Source organism: Pantoea sp. FN0307 (assembly GCF_050113815.1).
GTDB lineage: Bacteria > Pseudomonadota > Gammaproteobacteria > Enterobacterales > Enterobacteriaceae > Mixta > Mixta alhagi.
In genome coordinates, this window is record NZ_JBNJSO010000001.1 from 262,663 (window position 1) to 287,323 (window position 24,661).

A 24,661-nucleotide genomic window follows, 5' to 3' on the forward strand; every position below is an offset into this window, starting at 1 on the left:
CAGGCCATTGTCCGGTATGTTTTAATAGGCCGGATGGGCTGGATTCAGAACACCAGCGTTTCGCCATCTTCCGGGATCCGTACGCTCTGCTCAATGCTCTGCTGATGCGCATATTCACGTATCTCAGCACGTGTCAGTACACAGTGATTAATCGCCTCCAGATGCGAAGCGACGATCGTCGCATGGGGCAGAATCTGATGGGTACGCAGAACGTCCTCTTTCCCCATGATAATAGCGCCGTAGCCATCCACCTGCGCAAAGCCAGCGTTGAGAACCACGACATCAGGCTGCCACGTCTGCAACGTATCCACATAAGGCTTAACCCAAATGGTATCACCCGCAATATAGAGCGTTTTTTCGCTATTGTGACGCAACACCAGGCCGCAGGCATCGCCGAGCATAGCCGCCATTTCAGGATTAGCATAGGCTTCATCGCTGCCATGCTGACCATCGGTTTTAATGATAGTGATGTCAGCAAAGCTATTCTCATCCTGCAATACGCGAACTTCAGTGAACCCCTGCGAACGGATAAGCGCGGCATCCTTTTCATGCTGAACGAAGATCGGCATGTCGTTGGGTATAGCGTGTTGAGCTGCCTCATCCCAGTGATCCAGATGAGTATGGGTAACGATAACGGCGTCAACCTTCAACAGTTCATCAATGGCGACCGGTAGCTCAACAAGCGGATTACGTCGATGTGAGCGCGCTGTGCCGGGAAAACCAGGCCAGGCTTCCTTGTCAGCTAAAACCGGATCGATAAGAAAGCGGCTTCCTGCGTAATCAAGGCGTAATGTTGCGTTGCGTATTTGGGTCAGTTTCATGTTTTGCTCCAGATGATTTTGCACTCGCGGTATCGGTAGCGCCCGCCGAATAAGGCATGCATGCCTGAAATGCTAACGTGCCATCACTATAAGAGCAGGGCGCTCAGCCAGGTGAGTAGCCTGAATGTCAAATATCGATGGAATTGGGTCAATTACCGTTTTCTGCCTCTTCACGCCGATACTTTTATCCGTGTTACAAAAATGACAAAAAGGGTAAAAATTTTCACCATGGGAGTTTTGCTTCCCATTAACAGAAAGGTTAGGATTCATCGCCGTAAATTCGCTGTGTCGCCACATTAAAAGACCCAGATCTATAGCGGATTTATTCCTTCAGCTCTTTATAACGCAATCGTTTGTTTATTAAGGGGCGAAGAGAGCTGAGCGGGCAGGCGCTCCTTTATCGGACAGGACAACAGGATAGGCAATGAAAGCAACCAAGAAAACGGCGGCGGATCAACGCGCTGCCAGAAGACGCTGGCTGAATTCACATGATGCTGGTTACGACAAGGCGATGGGTAACCGTCAGGTACAGATGATCGCCATCGGCGGCGCAATAGGAACCGGTCTGTTTCTCGGCGCGGGCGCGCGCTTACAGGCTGCAGGTCCGGCGCTGGCGCTGGTTTATCTCGTTTGCGGTATTTTTTCCTTCTTTATTTTGCGTGCGCTTGGCGAACTGGTGCTGCATCGTCCCTCCAGCGGCAGCTTTGTTTCCTATGCGCGCGAGTTTTTAGGTGAAAAGGCTTCTTACGTTGCTGGCTGGATGTACTTTGTTAACTGGGCGATGACCGGTATCGTGGACATTACCGCCGTAGCACTCTATATGCACTACTGGGGCGCGTTTGGTGATGTGCCGCAGTGGATGTTTGCGCTGGGTGCATTGGTTATTGTCGGCTCGATGAATCTGATCGGCGTGAAATGGTTTGCTGAGATGGAGTTCTGGTTTGCGCTGGTAAAAGTGCTGGCCATTATGATTTTCCTGGTGGTGGGCGTGGTGTTCCTGGGCAGCGGTAAACCGCTGGATGGCAATACCACTGGCTTCCATTTGATCACAGATAACGGCGGCATGTTCCCACATGGGCTGTTGCCAGCACTGGTTCTGGTGCAGGGCGTGGTTTTCGCTTTTGCCTCGATAGAGCTGGTGGGGATTGCGGCAGGGGAATGTAAAGAGCCGAAGAAAGTGCTGCCGAAAGCGATTAACAGCGTGATCTGGCGTATTGGCCTGTTTTATGTCGGCTCCGTGACGCTGCTGGTGCTGCTGCTGCCGTGGAATGCTTATCAGGCCGGACAAAGCCCGTTTGTGACTTTCTTCTCAAAGCTGGGCGTGCCTTATATCGGCAGTATCATGAATATTGTGGTACTGAGTGCGGCGCTTTCCAGCCTGAACTCTGGCCTTTATGCCACCGGACGCGTTTTGCGTTCAATGGCGATGGGCGGTTCTGCGCCGCAGGTTCTGTCAAAAATGAGCGGCCAGCAGGTGCCTTACGCCGGTATTCTGGTTACCATCGGCGTTTATATAGTGGGCGTTGCGCTGAACTATTATGTTCCGTCACAGGTGTTTGAAATCGTACTTAACATCGCCTCGCTGGGTATTCTTTCGACCTGGGCATTTATTATTGTCTGCCAGATGCGTCTGCGTAAGGCGATCAAGGAAGGCAGGGCCGATGACGTTAGCTTTAAGCTACCAGGCGCGCCGGTGACATCATGGCTGACGCTGCTGTTTCTGGTGAGTGTGCTGGTGCTGATGGCGTTTGACTACCCTAACGGAACCTATACCGTGGCTTCTCTGCCGCTGCTCGCCGTGGTGCTGGTTTTGGGGTGGTTTGGCGTGCGTAAGCGCGTCCATGCGGTTGCCATGACCGAGCATGAGCAGGCTCATGACGATGCGCAGCCAGCCGCGCCGTTAAAAGAAAACCCTTCTAAATAAGAGTCTGGCGGCGGACGATCAACCAGTCGTCCGCCGCGTCTTAACTTCCCATCTTATGTTGTAAATACCAGACCGCCGCTTCTACCCGCGACTTTAGCTGCAGCTTCTTTAACAGATGTTTAACATGCACTTTTACCGTGCTCTCGGTGATATTGAGTTTACGGGCGATAGTTTTATTCGGGAGCCCACGCGCGATTTGTCGCAAAATATCCTGCTCCCTTCGGGTAAGCTGCTGCAGATCGCGTCGAGTCGCAGGCGGCGTTTCGCGCAGACTGCTAATCAGAACCGAAGTCAGAGTCTCGCTTAAGACCAGTTGGCCCGCAGCGGCCTGATGCAGTGAGGTCAGCAGCGCTTCGGGTTCCATATCTTTCAGCAGATAACCATCTGCGCCACGCTTTAGCGCGCTAACCACATCTTCTTCATCGTTTGAAACGGTAAACACGACGATCCGGCCCGAAAGATCGATACGGCGCAAGAGATCGAGCGTTTCCAACCCGTTAATCCCCGGCATGTTCAAATCAAGTAAAATTAAATCAGGATCGAGCTGCTCGGCCAGTGCCAGACCCTGTTCGCCATTGCCTGCTTCGGCGATCACCTTTAACTGCGAATCCAGGCTAATCAGCTGTTTAACGCCGTTACGCAACATCGGATGATCGTCGATCAACAGGATAGTGGCGGCGTCATCGTGGATAGTCATACAGGCTCCGGTTAATCATGGTGTTGTCAGCATCTGCAACGCTGCATAAGACATAACGAAAGCCGGTTTCAGTGAAAACAGCACTGTCGCCAGCTATTTTTCATTATTCTTAAAAGATGTTTTATACCTATAAATAGGTAGCAAAAGTAAATGCAAAGGAGATTAAAATCTTTAACGGTAGCGATTCTTGTTTTTTAATTATCTGTTTTTATTAAAGTTGTTTTCAGGGCAAACACTACTCATTTAGTGGTTAAGACACAATTGCTGCCTGAAATTAATTGCCGCCCCGTTGATTTATGTCAACTCCGCACCGCTAACGACCAGGCAGGATGTGCGCAGTTCTCATTTCATCATCGGGGTTATTATGTCAAATTTAGCCACGCCGTCAGAAAAAAAAGCATCAGGTGCCGTTATCCAAAACTGGCAGCCGGAAGATGCAGAATTCTGGCAGCAGAGCGGTAAACGTATTGCAAGCCGTAACTTATGGATTTCTGTTTTTTGCCTGTTGTTGGCATTCTGCGTCTGGATGCTGTTTAGCACCGTTGCCGTTAACTTAAATAAAGTTGGCTTTAACTTTACAACCGATCAGCTTTTTCTGTTGACTGCTTTACCTTCCGTTTCTGGCGCGCTGCTGCGTGTGCCTTACTCTTTCGTTATTCCTCTGTTTGGCGGTCGCCGCTGGACTGCTTTCAGCACCGGCTTTCTGCTGATCCCCTGTTTGTGGCTCGGTTTTGCCGTACAAAATCCACAAACGCCTTTTGCGGTGTTTGTTCTGATCTCCCTGCTTTGCGGCTTTGCCGGCGCAAACTTCGCTTCAAGTATGGGCAATATCAGTTTCTTTTATCCAAAAGCGCAGCAGGGCGGCGCGCTGGGCATTAACGGCGGCCTGGGCAATCTGGGCGTAAGCGTCATGCAGCTGCTGGCGCCTCTGGCCATCTCAATGGCGATTTTTGGCTATTTTGGCCAGGGACAGGTGACCAGCGACGGCGACCATATGTGGTTGGAAAATGCCGCCTGGATTTGGGTGCCGCTGTTGTTTATCGCCACGCTTGCCGCCTGGTTCGGTATGAACGATCTCGCCGCGTCTAAAGCCTCTCTGCGTCAACAGCTGCCGGTATTAAAACGCGCGCACCTGTGGGGGCTGAGCCTGCTTTATCTGGCTACCTTCGGTTCATTTATCGGGTTCTCCGCTGGTTTCGCCATGCTGTCAAAAACGCAGTTTCCAGAGATCGTGATCATGAAGTACGCCTTCTTTGGTCCGCTGCTGGGCGCGCTGGCTCGTTCTGCGGGCGGGGTGATTTCTGACCGCTTTGGCGGCGTTCGCGTCACGCTAATTAACTTTATCGTGATGGCGTTATTTACCGGATTGCTGTTTCTGTCGCTGCCAGTAGAGGGAGAGGGCGGTTCGTTCCCGCTGTTCTTCGGCATCTTTATGGTGCTGTTCTTAACCGCAGGTTTGGGTAGCGGTTCCACCTATCAAATGATAGCGGTGATCTTCCGTAAAATTACCTGGGATAGCGTAAAAGCACGCGGCGGTAGCGATCAGCAGGCGCAGCAGGAAGCGGTGACCGATACGGCAGCCGCGCTGGGCTTTATTTCCGCCATCGGCGCGGCAGGCGGCTTCTTTATTCCGCAAACCTTCGGTATTTCACTGGCGATGACCGGTTCACCGGCTGGCGCGATGAAAATCTTCCTGGCGTTCTATGTGGTTTGCATTTTGATCACCTGGTTAGTCTACGGCCGCAAGGCTGCGCGCTAATCGCCAAAACCGGCTTTTGTCATACCGACAAAGCCGGTTTTTTCATTGTTCCTTACGCGCCGTACTCCTAAATAGCTGGTAGCCGCAGAAACCCGAAGTACTGGCTATGCCGCATGAAATTTATCCATTCAAATTATGAGGTTAGCACTGGGCAGGAGTTACTACTTAAGGAGTAAAGAGGGCGCAGGCGGGAACCGCTTCGCCGTGCTGACTTGATCGCAATCAAGCGGCCAGCGTTATCAGCTCAGTAGGCTGATACCCACACCATACGCAATGTCGTTTAGCCATTTATAACAACACCGAGCCTTCAGGAGAATTCCGGATGAGCAAATTTCTGGATCGGTTTCGCTATTTTAAACAACTAGCCGAACCCTTTGCTGGTCAACACGGCCAGACACTTAATACTAACCGGGACTGGGAAGATGGTTACCGCAGCCGCTGGCAGCATGACAAAATCGTGCGTTCTACGCACGGCGTCAACTGCACCGGTTCATGTAGCTGGAAGATCTATGTCAAAAACGGACTGGTCACCTGGGAAACGCAGCAGACTGACTATCCGCGCACTCGTCCGGATCTGCCTAACCATGAGCCACGCGGTTGCCCACGCGGCGCCAGCTACTCATGGTATTTATATAGTGCCAATCGCCTGAAATATCCACTTATGCGCAAGCGGTTAGTGAAATTATGGCGTGAAGCCAAAGCGCGGCACAGCGATCCGGTTGATGCCTGGGGCTCTATCATCAACGATCCTGAAAAAGCGAAAAGTTATAAAGTGGCGCGTGGACGCGGTGGATTTGTGCGTTCCAGCTGGCAGGAAGTCAATGAGCTTATCGCCGCTGCGAATGTGTACACCGCAAAAACCTTTGGGCCAGACCGTATTATTGGTTTCTCGCCGATCCCGGCAATGTCGATGGTCTCTTACGCCGCCGGCGCGCGTTATCTGTCGCTGATTGGCGGTACCTGCCTGAGCTTTTACGACTGGTACTGCGACTTGCCGCCCGCTTCGCCAATGACCTGGGGTGAGCAGACCGACGTACCAGAATCCGCCGACTGGTATAACTCTTCCTATATTATCGCCTGGGGTTCCAACGTACCGCAGACGCGTACGCCGGATGCCCACTTCTTCACTGAAGTACGCTACAAAGGCACCAAAACCGTGGCGGTGACGCCGGACTATGCGGAAGTCGCCAAGCTGTGCGATCTCTGGCTAAACCCGAAACAGGGCACCGACAGCGCAATGGCGCTGGCGATGGGCCATGTGATGCTGAAAGAGTTCCATCTCGATCGCGAAGTGCCCTATTTCCGTGATTATGTGCGTCGCTATACCGATATGCCGATGCTGGTGATGCTGGAACCACGTGAAGGCGGCTATTACGCGGCGGGTCGTATGCTGCGCGCCAGCGATCTGGTGGATAACCTCGGCCAGGAAAATAACCCGGAATGGAAAACCATCGCGCTTGATAGCCTGAGCGGTGAACTGGTAGCGCCGCTGGGCTCTATCGGCTATCGCTGGGGCGAAGAGGGCAAATGGAACCTTGAAGCGCGTGAAGGCGGTTCGCAGCGGGATGTTGAGCTACAGCTGAGCCTGCTGGGTAGCCACGATGAGGTGGCGGAGGTCGGCTTCCCTTACTTCGGCGGTATCGAAAGCGAACATTTCAACAGCGTGGCGCTGGATGAAATCCTGCTGCATAAACTGCCGGTTAAACGCCTGAAACTGGCCGACGGCAGCGAAGCGCTGGTGACCAGCGTTTACGATCTGACGCTGGCTAACTATGGCCTTGATCGTGGTCTGGATGATGCTAACTGCGCCACCAGTTACGATGAGATCAAAGCTTATACTCCGGGCTGGGCAGAGAAAATCACCGGCGTATCCCGCGAGCAGATTATCCGTATCGCACGCGAGTTCGCGCAAAACGCGGAAAAAACCCACGGTCGTTCCATGATCATTGTCGGTGCCGGTATGAATCACTGGTTCCATATGGATATGAACTATCGCGGGCTGATCAATATGCTGGTGTTCTGCGGCTGCGTCGGACAGAGCGGCGGCGGCTGGGCGCACTATGTGGGCCAGGAAAAACTGCGTCCGCAAACCGGCTGGACACCGCTGGCATTTGGTCTGGACTGGCAACGTCCGCCACGCCATATGAACGGCACCTCTTTCTTCTATAACCACTCCAGCCAGTGGCGTCATGAAACGGTGGAAACCGCCACTCTGCTCTCACCGCTGGCGGATAAATCGCGTTTCCAGGGCAGCCTGATCGATTTTAACGTGCGCGCCGAACGTATGGGCTGGCTGCCGTCTGCGCCGCAGCTCTCTGTTAACCCGCTGCATATCGCGGCCAAAGCGCAGGCTGCTGGTCAGACGCCGATCGACTATACCGTTGACAGCCTGAAACAGGGCTCGTTGCGCTTTGCGGCAGAGCAGCCGGATAATCCGCAGAACTTCCCGCGTAACCTGTTTGTCTGGCGTTCCAACCTGCTGGGCTCTTCCGGTAAAGGCCATGAATACATGCTGAAGTACCTGCTGGGTACGGAAAATGGCATTCAGGGCAAAGACCTGGGCGAGCAGGGCAGCGTCAAGCCGCAGGAAGTGGAATGGCAGGATAACGGTGGTGAAGGCAAACTGGATCTGGTGGTAACGCTCGATTTCCGTATGTCCAGCACCTGCCTCTACTCCGATATCGTGCTGCCGACGGCAACCTGGTATGAAAAAGACGACATGAATACCTCGGATATGCATCCGTTTATTCATCCGCTTTCGGCCGCTGTCGATCCCGCCTGGGAAGCGAAGAGCGACTGGGAAATTTACAAAGGCATTGCCAAAAGCTTCTCGGAAGTTTGTCACGGCCACCTCGGCAAAGAAACCGATGTGGTGACCCTGCCGATGCAGCATGACTCTGCCGCAGAACTGGCGCAGCCGTTCGGCGTGAAAGAGTGGAAAAAAGGCGAGTGCGATCTTATCCCGGGTAAAACCGCGCCGCATATCATCACCGTTGAACGTGATTATCCGGCCACCTGGGAACGCTTCACCTCCATTGGACCCTTGATGGATAAGCTGGGCAACGGCGGTAAAGGCATCAGCTGGAACACCGATACAGAAATCGAGCTGCTGAAAAAGCTCAATTACGTTAAGCATGAAGGGCCGGCAGCGGGCCGTCCGATGATTGACAGCGCAATTGACGCGGCGGAAATGATTCTGACACTGGCGCCGGAAACCAACGGACAGGTCGCGGTAAAAGCCTGGGGCGCGCTGAGCAAAATCACCGGTCGTGACCATACGCATCTGGCGCTGAATAAGGAAGATGAAAAAATCCGCTTCCGCGATATTCAGGCGCAGCCGCGTAAAATCATCTCCAGCCCGACCTGGTCTGGCCTGGAAGATGAGCATGTCTCTTATAACGCCTGTTACACCAATATCCATGAGCTGATTCCGTTCCGTACGCTGAGCGGTCGTCAACAGCTTTATCAGGATCATGAATGGATGCGCGCTTTCGGTGAAAGCCTGCTGGTTTACCGTCCGCCGGTAGATACGCGAGCCGTGCAGCCGCTGCTGAATAAAAAGCCGAACGGCAACCCGGAAAAAGCGCTGAATTTCCTGACGCCACACCAGAAATGGGGCATTCACTCAACCTACAGCGACAATCTGTTGATGCTGACGTTGTCGCGCGGCGGACCGATTGTCTGGATGAGCGAGGAAGATGCCAAAGATCTGGGTATTGAAGACAACGACTGGATCGAAGCCTTTAACGCCAACGGCTCTCTGACCGCGCGTGCCGTGGTTAGCCAGCGCGTCCCTGCCGGTATGACCATGATGTATCACGCGCAGGAACGTATCGTGAATATTCCGGGGGCGGAAATCACCGGTCAGCGCGGCGGTATTCATAACTCAGTAACGCGCGTTTACCCGAAACCGACCCATATGATTGGCGGTTATGCGCAGCTGGCCTACGGCTTCAACTATTACGGTACCGTAGGTTCGAATCGTGATGAGTTTGTGGTGGTAAGAAAAATGAACAATGTCAATTGGTTAGATGGCGAAGGCAACGACGAGTGCCAGGGTTCCCGCCAGGAGGCTCAGCAATGAAAATTCGTTCGCAAGTCGGTATGGTGTTAAACCTCGACAAATGCATCGGCTGCCATACCTGTTCGGTAACCTGTAAAAACGTCTGGACCAGCCGCGAAGGCATGGAGTATGCCTGGTTTAACAACGTAGAAAGCAAACCGGGCGTTGGCTATCCCCGCGCCTGGGAAGATCAGGAAAAATGGAAAGGCGGCTGGATCCGTAAAATCAACGGTCAGCTACAGCCGCGCATGGGCAGCCGCGTCGGCCTGTTGTCTAAAATTTTCGCCAACCCGGATGTCCCGGCGCTGGATGATTACTACGAGCCGTTCGATTTTGATTATCAGCATCTGCACAATGCCCCTGCTGGCAAGCATCAGCCGATCGCGCGTCCGCGCTCGCTGATTACCGGCCAGCGCATGAAAAAAATCGAAGGTGGCCCGAACTGGGAAGAGATCCTTGGCGGCGAATTTTCTAAACGCTCCCAGGATAAAAACTTCGATAACATCCAGAAAGAGATGTACGGACAGTTCGAAAACACCTTCATGATGTATCTGCCGCGCCTGTGCGAACACTGCCTGAATCCGGCCTGTGTCGCCACCTGCCCAAGCGGCGCCATCTATAAGCGTGGGGAAGATGGCATTGTGCTGATCGATCAGGACAAATGCCGCGGCTGGCGTATGTGTCTGACCGGCTGCCCATATAAAAAAATCTACTTCAACTGGAAAAGCGGTAAATCAGAAAAATGTATTTTCTGCTATCCGCGTATCGAAGCGGGCCAGCCGACCGTGTGCTCCGAAACCTGCGTAGGCCGCATTCGCTATTTAGGCGTGCTGCTGTATGACGCAGATCGTATCGAGCAGGCCGCAGCGGTGGAGAACGAGCAGGATCTCTATCAAAGCCAGCTGGACGTTTTCCTCGATCCGCACGATCCGACTGTTATCGCACAGGCGCTAAAAGATGGCATCCCGCAAAGTGTGATCGACGCAGCGCAGAAATCGCCGGTTTATAAAATGGCCATGGACTGGAAGCTGGCGCTGCCGCTGCATCCTGAATACCGCACGCTGCCGATGGTGTGGTATGTGCCGCCTTTATCGCCGATTCAGTCAGCTGCCGATGCGGGCGTGCTGGATCAACAGGGCGTGCTGCCAAACGTAGAAAGCCTGCGTATTCCGGTGCAGTATCTGGCTAATCTGCTGACCGCAGGCGATACCGCGCCGGTGTTGCTGGCGCTGAAACGTATGCTGGCGATGCGTCACTACAAGCGTGCGGAAAGCGTGGACGGCGTGGTGGATACCAGCGCGCTGGAGCAGGTAGGTCTCACAGAGGCGCAGGCTCAGGAAATGTACCGCTATCTGGCGATCGCCAACTATGAAGATCGCTTTGTAGTGCCTTCCAGCCACCGCGAGCTGGCGCGTGAGGCCTTCCCGGAAAGTAAAGGCTGCGGCTTTAGCTTCGGTGACGGCTGCCACGGCAGCGATAGCAAATTCAACCTGTTTAATACCCGTCGCATTGATGCGATTGATATTACACGCAAAACCGGGAATCGGGAGGATGCCTCATGATGGCGCTAAGAATTATTGGCCGCCTGTTGGATTATCCCGATCGGGCGTTGTTCGAGCATCAGCAGGAGCTGGAGGAGGCGCTGGCCTCCGCCAGCGAGCTAAATGAGCAACTGCGTGCGCAACTGCTGGCCGTGGTGCGCGATTTCAGCGCCCGGCCGCTGCTCGATCTGCAGGCTGACTACTGTGAACTGTTCGATCGTGGACGTGCTACCTCACTGCTGCTGTTTGAGCATGTTCACGGCGAATCCCGCGATCGCGGTCAGGCGATGGTCGATTTGATGGAACAGTATCGTGCTGCCGGACTGGCGCTGGACAGTCGTGAACTGCCAGATTTCCTGCCGCTTTACCTGGAGTATCTCAGCAGCCGTAGCCCTGAGGAGGCGCGTGAAGGATTAGTGGACGTTGCGCCGATTCTGGCATTGCTGAGTGCGCGACTGCGCCAGCGCAATAGCCGCTGGGTCGATCTGCTTGACGTGCTGCTGGCGCTCTCTGACAGCGGCGTCGCTGCCGATGCGCTGGAGACACAGGTGGCACAGGAGGCGCGCGACGATACGCCGCAGGCGCTGGATGCGGTCTGGGAAGAGGAACAAATCCGCTTCCTGGGTGAACAGGGCTGCGCCTCAGCACAGCAGGAAGCGCATCAGCGCCGCTTTGCCGGTGCCGTTGCGCCACAGTATCTGGACGTGGCGCAAGCCACCACAGGAATGACAGGACGCTGATCATGCAATTCTTGAATCTGTTTTTCTTTAATATCTATCCTTATCTGGCCGGGACGGTTTTTCTGGTCGGCAGTTGGTTGCGTTACGACTACGGGCAATACAGCTGGCGCGCAGGCTCCAGCCAGATGCTGGATAAAAAGGGGATGCGCCTGGCATCCAACCTGTTTCATATCGGCATTATCGGCATCTTCTTTGGCCATCTGGTCGGTATGTTGACGCCGCACTGGATGTACGAATCTTTCCTGCCGATCGCCGTGAAGCAGCAACTGGCGATGGTGGCTGGCGGCATCTGCGGCGCGATGACGCTGATAGGCGGCGGTCTGCTGCTGAAACGCCGTCTGACCAATCCGCGCGTGCGCGCTACCAGCAGCACCGGCGATATTCTGATCCTGACGTTGCTGGTAGCTCAGGCAACGCTTGGCCTGCTGACGATTCCTTTCTCTGCTCACCATATGGACGGCAGCGAAATGATGAAGCTGGTTGGCTGGGCACAGGCCATAGTCACGTTCCATGCGGGTGCGGCAGCGCATCTGGAAGGCGTGGCGCTGATCTATAAAGTTCATATGGTGCTGGGCATGACGCTGTTCCTGCTGTTCCCATTCTGCCGTCTGGTGCATATCTGGAGCGCGCCGGTAGAGTATCTGACCCGTCGTTATCAGCTGGTGCGTAACCGCCACTGATGGCTTCAGCCGCAGGTTTTCTGGCCTGCGGCATTTTCTCCATTCCCCAGTACAGAGACAGTTTCCCGTTATCCCTGACGCAATTCGGATAGTTTTCTCGTTGCGGCAGTTTTATGATTGCAGGCTCCCTGTTTATTTTCGGAGCCGCTATGCCTGCCCATATCAAGCTGATCAAAGATAAGCTGCTGTCAGAAAATTGGTTTGTCCTGCGTAACTATACCTATGAACTCACTACCAGTAGCGGTGAGACGATACGCCACAAGCGGGAAATTTACGATCGCGGCAATGGCGCCACCATTCTGCTTTATAACCGCGAAAAGAACAGTGTGGTTCTGATCCGACAGTTCCGTATGGCTACCTTTGTTAATGGCAATGAGAATGGCATGCTGATCGAAACCTGCGCCGGGCTGCTTGATGATGATTCCCCGGAAGACTGCATTCGCAAAGAAGCAATTGAAGAGACCGGCTACGCCGTTGGCAAGGTAGAGAAGCTGTTTGAGGCTTATATGTCGCCCGGCGGCGTGACAGAGCTGCTGCATTTTTTTGCCGCTGAGTATGATGAATCACAGCGGGATAATGCGGGGGGCGGCGTGGAAGATGAATCAATTGAAGTGCTGGAGCTGCCTTTTCCACAGGCGCTGGCGATGATTAAAAGCGGTGAAATTCGCGACGGCAAAACCATCATGCTGTTGCAGTACGCGCAGCAGGCTGGCTGGCTGCACGCCTGAGGCGCCGATGCTTACCAGGCGAGGGTTTTGCCCTGGCCTTGCAAAATTTTCCCGCTCAATTCGTTCCATTTGCTATGCCGAATGTGCCTGTAGCCAGGCCAGCGCATCGCTACAGAGCCGCTGCGTCTGGCTTCAGCATATAATTAAACAGAGGAGGTGCTGCTCGTTCTCATTGTTCGCTGGCGAAAAGTGACTTCATATTCTAAATGCGGCACGGCGGTAATTTTGACTCCCTGATGAGGACTGGTTAATAACCGCGTCGCCATGGCGACGTTGTAAATTCCTTTTTTCATCTGCGTCAGATTGCGAAGAATAGTTTCCTGTGACCTCCGGCATAATTTAACCAGCCTGGCATCCAGCTATTGAGATTTAATTCCTCAATATTTGCCGCTGGCGCTCAGCAGGTAAAAAAATGCCTGCGGTGTAATAAAAACCCAAGAAATCGGGATCGCAAAATATACCCTGAGAAAAAATTAAGGGTATACAAAAACGTAACGGCCAAATAACGGATATGATGCTTAATTGCTATGTAAATAAAATATGGCATATCATTTTTATGTGACATGCATCACAAAAACTCTTGTTCTTTCACTCTTCCGGCATTCAGTGATGCCATACCCGCGTTTCTTGCCAGCAAAATCAGTGTGACTGATGATGACCGCTTGTGAGGATATGACCGTTTGCAGGCATGATTAAAGAGTCCGAGAAATCCGATTGAGATAAACAGAGCGGCACAGGATGATAAATTGTAACGTTAGGTTATCACCCTGGTTTGTTCCCGGTTGCAGACCTGTTTTCTTGTATAACCAGAGAAAGGCATGTTGAACCGCTGTCGTTGCGCTATCATCAATGAACTAATTTAGGGATTGGGTTATTAAATGCCTTACTGGATGAAATCGCTGTTGTTGCCTTTCCTTTTCATTGCCAGCGTGCAGGCGACTCCGTTACAGAAAATATTTACCGACTGGCAGATTACCTGTAATAACCTTAATTATTGTGTGGCACGAAATATCACCGGCGAAAATGGACTGGTAATGACGCTCTCTCGCTATGCGGGCGTCAACGATCGTCCCATATTGCGTATTGATTATGGTAATCGTTATACCGGTGATTTAAAGGGCGCGGCGCTGCAGGATAACCTGCTGCTCGATCAGAAGCGTCTGCGTCCTGATTTTAAACACTGGGCGGTGGAACCGCATCACCTGGTAACCAGCCATCCCATCGCTATCGATGAGTTTCTCACGCAAATCATGGATGCTGATAATATCCAGCTTACATGGCGACCCCAGTCCACAATTTCACTGCATGGACTTAAGGCGGCGCTGCTGCTGATGGATGATGTCCAGGGGCGTGTCGGTAGCCTGAGCGCCTGGGTAAAGCGCGGCAGCCGCAGCGTGTGGGATGTGCCGCCGGAACCGGCAGCGCCAGTAATGCGTCTTTCGGAGCGTCCCGCGACGCCCTTAACGCGTGAGGAAACCACCGGCCTGATCGATTACGGAACCTGGCGTGTAAGCGCCGATGAGTGTTCGCTGGACCCAATGCGCCGCGAAGTCAGCGTGGCCCCACTCACTGACAGCAAGGCTCTGCTGCTGGTGAGCTGTGAAATGGGGGCCTACAACATGATTGATTTGGCCTTTGAAGTCACCCGCACCCAGCCCTGGCTATCACGTCGCCTGACGCTGTCGTTGCCTTTTGTACCGCCGGGCCGCAGTGACAGGCTGCTGGAGATAATTAATGCAGAGTATGATGCGGCTAATGCACAACTTTTTACCTATGCAAAAGGGCGTGGGCTGGGCGATTGCGGTATTGCTACCCGCTGGCAGTTTAACGGTCAGGAATTTGCGCTGGCTGAGTATGCCGAAGAGGGAACCTGTGACGCCTGGCATGGCAGTGACGAATGGCCCACCCTGTGGGTGAGCCAGCGTCCGTCACCGCCCTGAGCGGCGGCGCTATTATCCGCCGCTACCTTAACGAATTTCCTGCACCCTGATTGGCGAGCCTTGCTGGTTGCCTGCCAGTTCAGTCAATAGATCATTTACCCCATCGCTCATGGCGCGGAAGCGCGTCAAACTGGTACGGGTCACTACCACAAATACGCCAACATTGTACTGCGGGATCATCGCCATATAGGTGATAAAGCCGCCGCCGCCGCCGGTTTTTTGCATAATGCCGGGATGACCGTTTTCAGGTGCCATATAGACCCAGCCCATACCCAGCGCCGCAGCTTTACCTGGCACATCCATACCTTCTACTTTAGTTAACTGGCTGCGCTGATAGATCAGCGTTTGCAGACGATCGGTTTGTGGCGTGCGCGTATTAATATCGGAGTTCAAAAATTGCTGCATCCAGCGGCCTATATCCTCCGGCGTTGAATAGACACCGCCGCTGCCAATGGCTGCCAGCGTATTGATGCAGGGGCTGGCGCCGCGCTCCGGCACCATCAGACGTTTGCACTGGTCTGGTGAAGGAGTGAACGTGGTGTCTTTCATGCCTAATGGTCGGGTAATCAACTGACGAAACAGCGCCGGATAAGGCGTGCCTGCCGCGCGGGAGAGCGCATCCGCCAGTAAATCATAGGCGATGTTAGAGTAGGCGGCGCGTACGCCTGGCGGTGTATTCAGCTGCGCCTGCCGTAGCCAGCTCCAGCGATCGGCTTTTGTCGGCCAGACAAATACCGGGCGCCCCGCTTTGCCGCCGGGCTGTTCACGCGGCAGCCCGCTGGTATGGGTAGCAAGATGGATCAGACGCATCGGCTGTCCGGCATAGTCAGGCACGCGCGAGCCGGGCGGTGCATACTTAGCCAAAGGATCGTCAAGCCTAACCTGTCCCCGTTCCGCCATTTTAAGCATCACTTCACTGGTCATCAGTTTGCTTATCGAGGCGATACGGATTAACGAATCTTTTTGCGGGCGCGTCTCGTTGCCGGGGCGGGTCTCGCCGAAGCTGGCAAAAACTCGCTGATTACCATCAATAGCGACCAGCGCCATGCCGGTAGCGGCGCTGCCATAAAAAATATGCTCAGCATAACGATCGACAATTTGTGAAGCCAGAAGCGGGTCGGGCGAAGACTGCGCCTGGCCGCGCAGCGGCAGCGTGGCAAACAGTGCAGCCAGCAAATAAAAACGAGTTTTCAACGGAGGCAGATCCATCAAGGTTTAGCGGAAGGTAAATGATATTACCCTAAATAATCCGGGTTGCAGCAAGGCGGCGACACAGTGAATCCCGGATGTTTACATCAGTAAATGACCGGGGGAGTGAAGAAAACCAGCGCATCTGCAACCTGAAATATGACGGGTATAGTAATCGTTTTCTCAATAACGGAAAGGGGGAAGCAAAGAAATTTTTCCTCTCTGCGAAGCGTCAGGAGCGTGGCGATAGCAGCAGGAGCGCAGGCAACAGAGAGCTTTGCAACCAGGAGATCGCAAGCTGCATCCGCATTAACGGCTTCATGCAGCCGCCTCGCTGTTTTTGAACCGTTAATAGAAACGGCGGAAGATGCTTTCCGTTGTGTACTCGGTATGGCCATCTCGATAGCGCCTGATTATCAACGGGCGATTCTCTTTGGATATACAGTTGGCTGCGGTATTCATCTTTTCAAAACATCGCAGATCGCTGTCTTGATCGGTGCCGGAATCTTTTTTGTAATGGGTGTTGTAAATATATATAGAGTAAACATTTTCTTTGAAGTTTACCTGATTGAATATGTCGTTACGATGCCTCTCCCACCATCTTATTTTTCCTTTTTTAGTCCAGGGGAAATGTTCAACAACTATTACTAGTATATGTTCAGAAGTATGATGGATGCCAATAACTCTGGTTGGGTAATACAGGTGGTAACCAGCAGTTATAAAAAGCAATGACAGGAAAAAAATAATAATTTTTTTCATTTTTTTAAGGTGCCTTGAATTTTTGTGACAGAACTAGTTTCAGTAAAAAACGGATGGAAACCATACCCTTCCCACCGTTGCAATACAAACCAAATGCGGAATATACGGAAGTTACGGTAGAATGTATTGCTTATATCTGCGGTATCTAAACCAAAATGGTCCTGAAAATTAAATCTTATTTTTGCTGTAAAATTATGCCCTTTAGATTCAATCGAATCAAGATAAATGTGTGTAGACCAGATGTCATGAACGGTAATGCCTAAACTATTGAACCTATCTAAAAACCCATTAAATTTTGGAAGTCTTATTTCATTAATATCTTTTTTTATCCCATCAAAAGATATATTAACTGTGCCGTTTTTGGTTGCCACACTATATTGAGATAATATAGTACTAATTAATTCAACGGCTTGCTTCATAGAACTATGTTCCGCCATCGCCTGGTCCAGCAGCGGGTCACTGAAAACCGCGGCGTTGCCATACTGCATATGCGTAATCATGGTGCGCGCCAGGCTTTTATAATCACCATAAAATGAAAACATATCTGACAGATCGCGAAACTCATTAAACAGAATGCGGGCGCTTTCTTTACGGTTAGGGTGGTTAAAGGGATCGATACGCGTAGAGATATCACGCAGATGATATTGCTGGCGCAGCACCTCAGCGGAGAGATCGCCATACAGCATATCAGGCGCACCGTAGTCGTCCATTTTATGCTGGGTGGCAAAAAGCAGGCAGGGCAGTTTTATGGCTGGTGATAATAAATTATCTGTCATTGCCAAGTTCCTTTTAACAACCTTACCAAACAAGCCGCCGCAAAAAGGCGGCGGCAGATAATTAACGCTACAGTTCTTTATTTTCTTTGATATTCCAGCCGGCCGCGATTTCTGCGTCTCTGCCACCTTTTTCCGTCTGTTCCCAGTACGTCATATTTGTAGTGATTAAAAATGCTGAAGAAAACGCTGAAAGAAGTTTTCGGTTTGATATTCGGTATGGCCGTCACGATAATGGTGAATAACCAAGGGTTGATTCTCTTTTGATATGCAATTAGCTTCGGTATTCATATCATCAAAACAGAGCAGATCACTGTCCTGATCAGTGCCGGAATCCTTTTTATAATGGGTGTTATAAATATATATTGAATAAATGCTTTCATTAAATTTTAACTGTTTGAAAATTTCTTCACGATGCTTCTCCCACCACCTTATTTTTCCTTTTTTAGTCCAGGGGAAATATTCAACAACTAATGCTATTGAATGTTTTGAAGTGTGGTGAATGTCAATAATTCTTGCTGGATAGCAGAGTCGATAAAAAATGACGGCGAACGCCAGGGAAATAAGAAGAAAAGCAATTTTTCTCATTTTTTAAATCACCTTGAAATTTTGCAACGAAATTGAACTCTGTAAGGAATGGACGGAAGCCATAGCCTTGCCATCTTTGCAAGATAAACCAAATGCGGAATATACGGAAATTACGGTAAAAAGTATTGCTGATATCCGTAGTGTCTAAGCCAAAATGGTCCTGGAATTTAAACCTTACGGTGGCAAAAAAACGATTTCCTTCGACTTTGAATGAGTCAAGATAAATATGCGTTGCCCATATATCATGAACAGTGATCCCCAGGCTGTTAAAACTATCCTGAAGATTATTAAATTTAGGTAACTTAGTTTGACTAATTTGCTTTAATATATCCTCAACGGGGATATCTATAATACCTTCTTTCGTGACCATATTATATTGTGTGAACCGTTCAGACAAAAAATTAAGAAACGTTTTCATAGAACTATGTTCCGCCATCGCCTGGTCCAGTAGCGGATCACTGAAAACCGCGCCGTTGACATACTGCATATGCGTAATCATGGTGCGCGCCAGGCTTTTATAATCACCATAAAATGAAAACATATCTGACAGATCGCGAAACTCATTAAACAGAATGCGGGCGCTTTCTTTACGGTTAGGGTGGTTAAAGGGATCGATACGCGTAGAGATATCACGCAGATGATATTGCTGGCGCAGCACCTCAGCGGAGAGATCGCCATACAGCATATCGGGCGCACCGTAGTCGTCCATTTTATGCTGGGTGGCAAAAAGCAGGCAGGGCAGTTTTATGGCTGGTGATAATAAATTATCTGTCATTGCCAAGTTCCTTTTAACAACCTTACCAAACAAGCCGCCGCAAAAAGGCGGCGGCAGATAATTAACGCTACAGTTCTTTATTTTCTTTGATATTCCAGCCGGCCGCGATTTCTGCGCCTCTGCCACCTTTTTCCGTCTGTTCCCAGTACTGCTGGCGCACCCTGGCTGACTGGAAACTATAGGTCATGCCAACCTGTTCATTGCCGCTGGTGCCGTTGTAAGTGAGGTTAGTTAACAGCACTTCCTCCAGGGTAATGCGCATATATTCAATCTGCGGATCGCCGGCTTTGCAGGCAGAAAGCTCGACCTTATTGATATGTCTGCCGCTGGAAAGGTAGCGTAAAATCGCTGGCGTCGACCGATCAATCAACGCATTAGCCGTGAGGTCGCGCCAGGTAACCTTACCAGCGCCACCCCCCCCACCCGTTTGCATATTGCCCGGCTGACTGGCCCCCCAGTTGAAACCAGAGAGCGTGATCCACCCTTTATGATTGGCATCCTTTGCTTCTCCCTCTATACCTTCGATTTTTAAAAAAAGATCGATGCTCATCCTTAACTCCTGTGTTTGTGGTTAGTAATGGTTAATCACTTCCTGACCTCATATTTGTAGTGATTAAAAATGACGAAGAAAACGCTGAAAGAAGTTTTCGGTTTCATACTCGGTATGCCCATCAGGATAGTGCCATATCAGTAGTGGGCGGTTTTCTTTGGATACGCAGTTAACGTCGCCGGGCATATCTTTAAAACAGAGCAGATCGCTATCCTGGTCGGTGCCGGAATGTTTTTTATACTCCGCTTCAAAGAATACAATTCTGTGGTTTTGTGGAGAGTTAATAAATGGAAATTCTTTACTAATCTGATTATGATTTTTCCTCCACCAGGAGATTTTCCCAGCTCTTGTTATAGGGAAATTTTTTACAATAACCACGGTTGAGGTTTTCCCTGGCTTATGAATGCCAATGATTTTTACGGGAAATAGTATTTGATATGTTAAAAGTAGTAGGGTCGCTACTATAGTAAAAATAAAAAATTTATATCTTATCATAGCGGCCTACTCGTATTTCTTTCGTTAAAAAAATGTCGCTGATGAATGGTTTGAAAGAATAGTTATTTATGTGTTGAAGATAGAACCATATCCTGAAAATGCGAAACTGCCGATAAAAATTATTGCTTATATCTTCTGCATCCAAACCAAAGTGATCCTGGATATGGTATTTTATTATGGCAGTAAAAGAGTCCTTTTTAATTAACAAGCTCTCCAGAATAATATGGGTTGCCCAGGTATCATGTATTGTGATGCCTAAACCATTAAACCGATCGGTAAAGTTGTCAAATCTGGGTAAATAACTTTCCCCTATCGAATCTGTTAAATCTTGAATAGCTGACTCTGGCAAGGTTTTTATTTCCCAGTCAATATAGGTTTGAATATTTTTTAAAATAGCATTAAGAGAGCTTTCCATAGAACTATGCTCCGCCATTGCCTGATCCAGCAGCGGATCACTGAAAACCGCGCCGTTGCCATACTGCATATGCGTGATCATGGTGCGCGCCAGGCTTTTATAATCACCATAAAATGAAAACATATCTGACAGATCGCGAAACTCATCAAACAGAATGCGGGCGCACTCTTCACGGTTAGGGTGGGTATAGGGATCGATGCGCGTGGAGATATCGCGCAGATGATATTGCTGGCGCAGCACCTCAGCGGAGAGGTCGCCATACAGCATATCAGGCGCACCGTAATCATCCATTTTATGTTGGGTGGCGAAAAGCAGGCAGGGCAGTTTTATGGCTGGAAATATCATGCTCTCGGCCATCGCTAAGCTCCTTCTAATTACGATCCTTAGCGGGAAGGGTAGTGCAGTCCTAAAAATGAAAGAAGATGAAATAAAGAAATTTGTGAGGTGTGCTGGGTTATTTTAATGGTTAGAAAGCCAGAAAGTTATATTAATAGTTAAGCAATTAACGCGTTATAATTAAATGCTCGATTTATTCTTGTGGAGTTGTTTTATTCTGTGTGCCGCTATTATTAATAGCTCAATGCGGTGCTGCATAAATAATGTTATTAACTTATCCAGAGCGCGCATCAGGAAAGTGGTGGCCGGAGTTCCTTATTCTCAGAGAAATGACATGCATAAAAAAGCACGCCCGATGGCGTGCTTTTTTCTCTATTTACCTGTTAATGCGGTTTCAACAGTGCTTCGGCATGGCTAACGATGTTTTCAACGGTAAAGCCGAACTCAGCGAACAGCTTATCGGCTGGCGCGGATTCACCGAAGGTGGTCATGCCAACAATCGCTCCGTTCAGGCCAACATACTTGTACCAGTAATCAGCGATGCCTGCCTCTACCGCCACGCGAGCGGTAACGGTGGAAGGCAGCACCGATTCACGGTAAGCCACATCCTGTTTATCAAACAGGTCGGTTGATGGCATAGAAACCACACGTACTTTATGTCCGGCACGCGTCAATTTCTCGGCCGCGCCCAGGGTAATCTCCACTTCAGAACCGGTGGCGATCAGGATCACTTCTGGCGTGCCTTCGCTGTCGCGCAGAATATAGCCGCCACGAGAGATATCTGCCAGCTGCTGCGGCGTGCGCTCCGGCTGCATCAGGTTCTGACGCGACAGAATCAGCGCGGTCGGGCCGTTATGACGCTCAATCGCATGTTTCCACGCCACGGCAGTTTCTACCTGATCGCAAGGACGCCAGGTGCTCATATTCGGTGTCAGACGCAGGCTGGCTAACTGCTCAACTGGCTGATGGGTTGGGCCATCTTCACCCAGTCCGATAGAGTCATGGGTATAAACCATGATCTGGCGTGCTTTCATCAGCGCTGCCATACGTGCCGCGTTACGCGCATATTCCACAAACATCAGGAAGGTGGCGGTATAAGGTACAAAACCGCCATGATGCGCGATGCCGTTGGCAATCGCTGTCATGCCAAATTCACGAACGCCGTAGTGAATATAGTTACCCGCCGGATCATCTTTAATCGATTTCGAGCCTGACCAAATTGTCAGGTTGCTGGGTGCCAGATCCGCAGAGCCGCCAAGGAATTCCGGCAGCAGTTTACCGTAGGCTTCCAGCGCATTCTGTGATGCTTTACGGCTGGCGATTTTATTGGCATTAGCCTGTAGCTGTTCGATAAACTTCTGTGTTTCCTGCTGCCAGTTTTCCGGCATGCCACCGGTCATACGGCGTGTATATTCCGCAGCCAGCTCCGGGAAGGCTGCTTTATAAGCGGCAAATTTCTCGTTCCAGGCTTTTTCATGCTGTTCGCCTGTCTGTCGGGCATCCCACTGCTGATAAATATCCTGTGGAATTTCAAACGGCGCATGATTCCAGCCCAGCTGTTTACGCGTTAGCGCGATCTCGTCATCGCCCAGCGGCGCGCCGTGCGCATCTTCTTTACCCGCTTTGTTCGGCGAACCGAAACCGATAATGGTACGGCAAATAATCAGAGAGGGCTTATCGGTAACGCTCTGCGCCTCTTTGATCGCTGCAGCAACCGCGTCAGGATCGTGACCGTCAATGTCGCCAACCACATGCCAGTTGTAGGCTTCAAAGCGTTTTGCCGTATCATCGGTAAACCAGCCTTCGGTTTCACCATCAATAGAAATGCCGTTATGGTCATAGAAACCGATCAGCTTGCCAAGGCCCAGGGTTCCCGCCAGTGAACAAACCTCATGCGAAATACCTTCCATCAGACAGCCGTCGCCCATAAAAACATAGGTGAAGTGATCGACAATCTCATGCTGAGGGCGGTTAAACTGCGCAGCCAGCGTGCGCTCGGCAATTGCCAGACCTACCGCGTTAGCCAGCCCCTGGCCCAGCGGACCGGTAGTGGTTTCCACGCCAGGCGTATACCCAATCTCCGGGTGGCCCGGGGTTTTGGAATGCAGCTGACGGAAGTTTTTCAATTCCTCAATCGGCAGATCGTAGCCGCTCAGATGCAGCAGACTATATAACAGCATAGAGCCGTGACCGTTAGAGAGAATAAAACGGTCGCGGTCAGCCCAGGCGGGGTTGGTCGGATTATGCTTCAGGAAATCGCGCCACAGCACTTCGGCGATATCCGCCATGCCCATCGGCGCACCTGGATGGCCTGATTTTGCTTTTTGTACCGCGTCCATGCTGAGCGCACGAATCGCATTCGCCAGTTCTCTACGTGAGGACATGTTTTTCTCCCTTGAAGGAAAGTAGAGGGGATGAAAATGGGGCGAAAATTCGCCCCTGAATCAAACCGTTATGCGGCTATTACAGCCGTGCGGCCAGCGTCTCTTCCAGCTTAATCTGGTCTGCGGCAAACTGACGGATGCCTTCAGACAGTTTTTCCACCGCCATCGGATCCTGGTTATGTTCCCAACGGAACTCTGTTTCAGTAAGCGGTGACGGCTCGTGGAAGCCCTGCGTTGACGGCGTCAGCTTGCGTTCTACCGGCGCGTCGCTGGACTGCAGCTCTTGCAGCAGGTTCGGAGAAATAGTCAGGCGATCGCAGCCCGCCAGCGCCAGAATCTGCTCGGTTTTACGGAAGCTTGCGCCCATGATGATGGTTTTATAACGATGCGATTTATAATATTCGTAAATCGCCCGTACCGATTTCACGCCTGGATCTTCATCCACATTGTAAGGGTCCAGCGGCTGGCGGCTGTTATACCAGTCATAAATACGGCCCACGAACGGGGAGATCAGGAAAACGCCTGCTTCGGCACAGGCGCGCGCCTGGGCAAAAGAGAACAGCAGCGTCAGATTACAGTTGATGCCGTTTTTCTCCAGCTCTTCCGCTGCACGGATACCTTCCCAGGTGGAAGCCAGCTTGATCAGAATGCGTGAGCGGTCGATGCCGTGATCTTCATACATTCTTACCAGCTTTTCCGCTTTGGTGACGCACATGCCACGATCGAAGGAGAGGCGCGCATCCACTTCGGTCGAAACACGGCCCGGCACGCTTTTCAAAATTTCCATGCCGAGGTTCACAGCAACTTTGTCGCTGGCATTGATAATCTGGGTTTCTTTGCTGCCGCCCTGTTTTTTCGCGTAGTCGATCGCGTCATCAATCAGGTGCTTATAGGATTCGAGGCCAGCGGCTTTCAGGATCAGAGACGGATTGGTGGTAGCGTCTTCAGGGTGATAATTACGAATGGATTCAATATCGCCGCTGTCCGCCACAACGGTAGTGAATTGTTTCAGTGCATCTAGCTGATTCATCTCTTAGCTCCTTGATAACCGAAGGGTAGTGCAAATTTAATCATGGCTGTCAGGCCTTGCCTGCCAGGCCCGGTCCTTTAATACAGACGAACCACATTGCACCAGCCGCTCTCATGTGGAAATGCGTTTTCTCTGATTGTTGCAATGGGCTCATTCAATAGCGAGAGCCGCGCCAGTCGTGATGCGGCCTGGCGGTGCGTAAGACCATGCCGATGCTTGATCGCCACGGGCAGAATGCCACGACAATAAAGCATGAACTTGATAACCCGTTCCTGTTGCGTCAGGTAAGACATCGTCGGGGACGCTTCTGCTGCCCAGGCTAAAACAGCATGCAGGCCACTAAAAAGCATAGCAGAAGTAAAAAATATCGTGTCTGAGTCCAGTTCTTCCACTATGCGTTCAGGCGCAGATAGTCATTCTTTGGCGCACCTCAAGTTTTTTCGCCGCAGCACGCTCCTATACTGCTCAGCTGATG

21 protein-coding genes are annotated in these 24,661 nt (G+C 51.2%); 8 read left to right on the plus strand and 13 right to left on the minus strand.

What is annotated here, in order from left to right; all coding sequences use genetic code 11:
* Positions 1-44: 44 nt before the first annotated feature.
* The gene (locus ACQE3Z_RS01220; protein WP_426971744.1) at positions 45-821 is read right to left on the minus strand and encodes an MBL fold metallo-hydrolase; all 777 of its coding nucleotides are present in this window, start codon (positions 819-821) and stop codon (positions 45-47) included.
* 424 nt (positions 822-1,245) lie between these two features.
* Here ACQE3Z_RS01220 and ansP point away from each other — a divergent pair, with 424 nt between their 5' ends.
* Positions 1,246-2,745, plus strand: coding sequence for an L-asparagine permease (ansP, locus tag ACQE3Z_RS01225; RefSeq protein ID WP_426971745.1), 1,500 nt, complete (start codon positions 1,246-1,248; stop codon positions 2,743-2,745).
* A gap of 40 nt (positions 2,746-2,785) precedes the next feature.
* Here ansP and narL read toward each other — a convergent pair whose 3' ends face one another.
* Positions 2,786-3,442, minus strand: a complete 657-nt coding sequence (gene narL, locus ACQE3Z_RS01230) for a two-component system response regulator NarL (protein ID WP_426971747.1) — start codon at positions 3,440-3,442, stop codon at positions 2,786-2,788.
* A gap of 364 nt (positions 3,443-3,806) precedes the next feature.
* On the opposite strand from narL, the gene ACQE3Z_RS01235 reads away from it, so the two are divergent.
* The 7 genes from ACQE3Z_RS01235 to ACQE3Z_RS01265 all read left to right on the plus strand — a co-directional run bounded on the left by ACQE3Z_RS01235 (position 3,807) and on the right by ACQE3Z_RS01265 (position 14,893).
* Positions 3,807-5,201, plus strand: a complete 1,395-nt coding sequence (locus ACQE3Z_RS01235) for a NarK family nitrate/nitrite MFS transporter (protein ID WP_250650539.1) — start codon at positions 3,807-3,809, stop codon at positions 5,199-5,201.
* Between the two features lie 322 nt (positions 5,202-5,523).
* Entirely contained in the window at positions 5,524-9,285 is a 3,762-nt protein-coding gene (locus tag ACQE3Z_RS01240; RefSeq protein WP_250650538.1) for a nitrate reductase subunit alpha, read from the plus strand.
* Positions 9,282-10,826 (plus strand): nitrate reductase subunit beta, encoded by a 1,545-nt coding sequence (narH, locus tag ACQE3Z_RS01245; protein WP_426971749.1) that lies wholly within the window; start codon positions 9,282-9,284, stop codon positions 10,824-10,826. Before ACQE3Z_RS01240 ends, narH begins: the two co-directional genes overlap by 4 nt.
* Entirely contained in the window at positions 10,823-11,545 is a 723-nt protein-coding gene (narJ, locus tag ACQE3Z_RS01250) for a nitrate reductase molybdenum cofactor assembly chaperone (protein ID WP_426971750.1), read from the plus strand. Before narH ends, narJ begins: the two co-directional genes overlap by 4 nt.
* 2 nt (positions 11,546-11,547) lie before the next feature.
* A complete protein-coding gene (gene narI, locus ACQE3Z_RS01255; RefSeq protein WP_250650536.1) occupies positions 11,548-12,225 on the plus strand; it encodes a respiratory nitrate reductase subunit gamma in 678 nt (225 codons plus the stop codon).
* A gap of 149 nt (positions 12,226-12,374) precedes the next feature.
* Positions 12,375-12,953: a GDP-mannose pyrophosphatase NudK gene (nudK, locus tag ACQE3Z_RS01260; protein ID WP_426973025.1), complete on the plus strand. Its 579-nt coding sequence runs from the start codon at positions 12,375-12,377 to the stop codon at positions 12,951-12,953.
* A gap of 878 nt (positions 12,954-13,831) precedes the next feature.
* Complete coding sequence (locus ACQE3Z_RS01265; RefSeq protein WP_426971752.1) at positions 13,832-14,893, plus strand: DUF1176 domain-containing protein; 1,062 nt, start codon at positions 13,832-13,834, stop codon at positions 14,891-14,893.
* 27 nt (positions 14,894-14,920) lie between these two features.
* On the opposite strand, the gene ampH is transcribed toward ACQE3Z_RS01265, so the two are convergent.
* From ampH to ACQE3Z_RS01320, 11 genes are all read right to left on the minus strand, one after another.
* Positions 14,921-16,102 (minus strand): D-alanyl-D-alanine-carboxypeptidase/endopeptidase AmpH, encoded by a 1,182-nt coding sequence (gene ampH, locus ACQE3Z_RS01270; protein WP_426973026.1) that lies wholly within the window; start codon positions 16,100-16,102, stop codon positions 14,921-14,923.
* A 327-nt stretch (positions 16,103-16,429) separates the two neighbouring features.
* Positions 16,430-16,840 (minus strand): DUF943 family protein, encoded by a 411-nt coding sequence (locus tag ACQE3Z_RS01275; protein WP_426971754.1) that lies wholly within the window; start codon positions 16,838-16,840, stop codon positions 16,430-16,432.
* Entirely contained in the window at positions 16,837-17,616 is a 780-nt protein-coding gene (locus ACQE3Z_RS01280; RefSeq protein WP_426971755.1) for a DUF3289 family protein, read from the minus strand. Before ACQE3Z_RS01280 ends, ACQE3Z_RS01275 begins: the two co-directional genes overlap by 4 nt.
* Positions 17,617-17,781: 165 nt before the next feature.
* The gene (locus ACQE3Z_RS01285) at positions 17,782-18,201 is read right to left on the minus strand and encodes a DUF943 family protein (RefSeq protein WP_426971757.1); all 420 of its coding nucleotides are present in this window, start codon (positions 18,199-18,201) and stop codon (positions 17,782-17,784) included.
* Positions 18,119-18,976, minus strand: coding sequence for a DUF3289 family protein (locus tag ACQE3Z_RS01290; protein ID WP_426973027.1), 858 nt, complete (start codon positions 18,974-18,976; stop codon positions 18,119-18,121). Before ACQE3Z_RS01290 ends, ACQE3Z_RS01285 begins: the two co-directional genes overlap by 83 nt.
* 67 nt (positions 18,977-19,043) lie before the next feature.
* Positions 19,044-19,526, minus strand: a complete 483-nt coding sequence (locus ACQE3Z_RS01295; protein WP_426971758.1) for an Hcp family type VI secretion system effector — start codon at positions 19,524-19,526, stop codon at positions 19,044-19,046.
* 63 nt (positions 19,527-19,589) lie between these two features.
* Positions 19,590-20,021: a DUF943 family protein gene (locus ACQE3Z_RS01300; protein WP_426971759.1), complete on the minus strand. Its 432-nt coding sequence runs from the start codon at positions 20,019-20,021 to the stop codon at positions 19,590-19,592.
* Positions 20,008-20,793 carry a DUF3289 family protein gene (locus ACQE3Z_RS01305; protein ID WP_426971760.1) on the minus strand — a complete coding sequence of 262 codons (786 nt, stop codon included), beginning with the start codon at positions 20,791-20,793 and terminating at the stop codon, positions 20,008-20,010. The genes ACQE3Z_RS01300 and ACQE3Z_RS01305 overlap by 14 nt, the downstream gene beginning before the upstream one ends.
* Before the next feature lie 362 nt (positions 20,794-21,155).
* The gene (tkt, locus tag ACQE3Z_RS01310; RefSeq protein ID WP_426971761.1) at positions 21,156-23,156 is read right to left on the minus strand and encodes a transketolase; all 2,001 of its coding nucleotides are present in this window, start codon (positions 23,154-23,156) and stop codon (positions 21,156-21,158) included.
* Positions 23,157-23,235: 79 nt separating this feature from the next.
* Complete coding sequence (tal, locus tag ACQE3Z_RS01315) at positions 23,236-24,186, minus strand: transaldolase (protein WP_250650530.1); 951 nt, start codon at positions 24,184-24,186, stop codon at positions 23,236-23,238.
* A 77-nt stretch (positions 24,187-24,263) separates the two neighbouring features.
* A complete protein-coding gene (locus ACQE3Z_RS01320; RefSeq protein WP_426971762.1) occupies positions 24,264-24,578 on the minus strand; it encodes a hypothetical protein in 315 nt (104 codons plus the stop codon).
* Positions 24,579-24,661: the final 83 nt, after the last annotated feature.

Bases quoted from the DNA above. Each gene is read 5' to 3' on its own strand.
- ACQE3Z_RS01300 (WP_426971759.1), bottom strand. From the start codon at position 20,021: ATGATAAGATATAAATTTTTTATTTTTACTATAGTAGCGACCCTACTA.
- nudK (WP_426973025.1), top strand. From the start codon at position 12,375: ATGCCTGCCCATATCAAGCTGATCAAAGATAAGCTGCTGTCAGAAAAT.
- ACQE3Z_RS01235 (WP_250650539.1), top strand. From the start codon at position 3,807: ATGTCAAATTTAGCCACGCCGTCAGAAAAAAAAGCATCAGGTGCCGTT.
- tal (WP_250650530.1), bottom strand. From the start codon at position 24,186: ATGAATCAGCTAGATGCACTGAAACAATTCACTACCGTTGTGGCGGAC.
- ampH (WP_426973026.1), bottom strand. From the start codon at position 16,102: ATGGATCTGCCTCCGTTGAAAACTCGTTTTTATTTGCTGGCTGCACTG.
- ACQE3Z_RS01285 (WP_426971757.1), bottom strand. From the start codon at position 18,201: ATGAGAAAAATTGCTTTTCTTCTTATTTCCCTGGCGTTCGCCGTCATT.
- narH (WP_426971749.1), top strand. From the start codon at position 9,282: ATGAAAATTCGTTCGCAAGTCGGTATGGTGTTAAACCTCGACAAATGC.
- ACQE3Z_RS01305 (WP_426971760.1), bottom strand. From the start codon at position 20,793: ATGGCCGAGAGCATGATATTTCCAGCCATAAAACTGCCCTGCCTGCTT.
- narL (WP_426971747.1), bottom strand. From the start codon at position 3,442: ATGACTATCCACGATGACGCCGCCACTATCCTGTTGATCGACGATCAT.
- tkt (WP_426971761.1), bottom strand. From the start codon at position 23,156: ATGTCCTCACGTAGAGAACTGGCGAATGCGATTCGTGCGCTCAGCATG.
- ACQE3Z_RS01280 (WP_426971755.1), bottom strand. From the start codon at position 17,616: ATGACAGATAATTTATTATCACCAGCCATAAAACTGCCCTGCCTGCTT.
- ACQE3Z_RS01220 (WP_426971744.1), bottom strand. From the start codon at position 821: ATGAAACTGACCCAAATACGCAACGCAACATTACGCCTTGATTACGCA.
- ACQE3Z_RS01290 (WP_426973027.1), bottom strand. From the start codon at position 18,976: ATGACAGATAATTTATTATCACCAGCCATAAAACTGCCCTGCCTGCTT.
- ACQE3Z_RS01295 (WP_426971758.1), bottom strand. From the start codon at position 19,526: ATGAGCATCGATCTTTTTTTAAAAATCGAAGGTATAGAGGGAGAAGCA.
- narI (WP_250650536.1), top strand. From the start codon at position 11,548: ATGCAATTCTTGAATCTGTTTTTCTTTAATATCTATCCTTATCTGGCC.
- narJ (WP_426971750.1), top strand. From the start codon at position 10,823: ATGATGGCGCTAAGAATTATTGGCCGCCTGTTGGATTATCCCGATCGG.
- ACQE3Z_RS01240 (WP_250650538.1), top strand. From the start codon at position 5,524: ATGAGCAAATTTCTGGATCGGTTTCGCTATTTTAAACAACTAGCCGAA.
- ACQE3Z_RS01275 (WP_426971754.1), bottom strand. From the start codon at position 16,840: ATGAAAAAAATTATTATTTTTTTCCTGTCATTGCTTTTTATAACTGCT.
- ACQE3Z_RS01265 (WP_426971752.1), top strand. From the start codon at position 13,832: ATGCCTTACTGGATGAAATCGCTGTTGTTGCCTTTCCTTTTCATTGCC.
- ansP (WP_426971745.1), top strand. From the start codon at position 1,246: ATGAAAGCAACCAAGAAAACGGCGGCGGATCAACGCGCTGCCAGAAGA.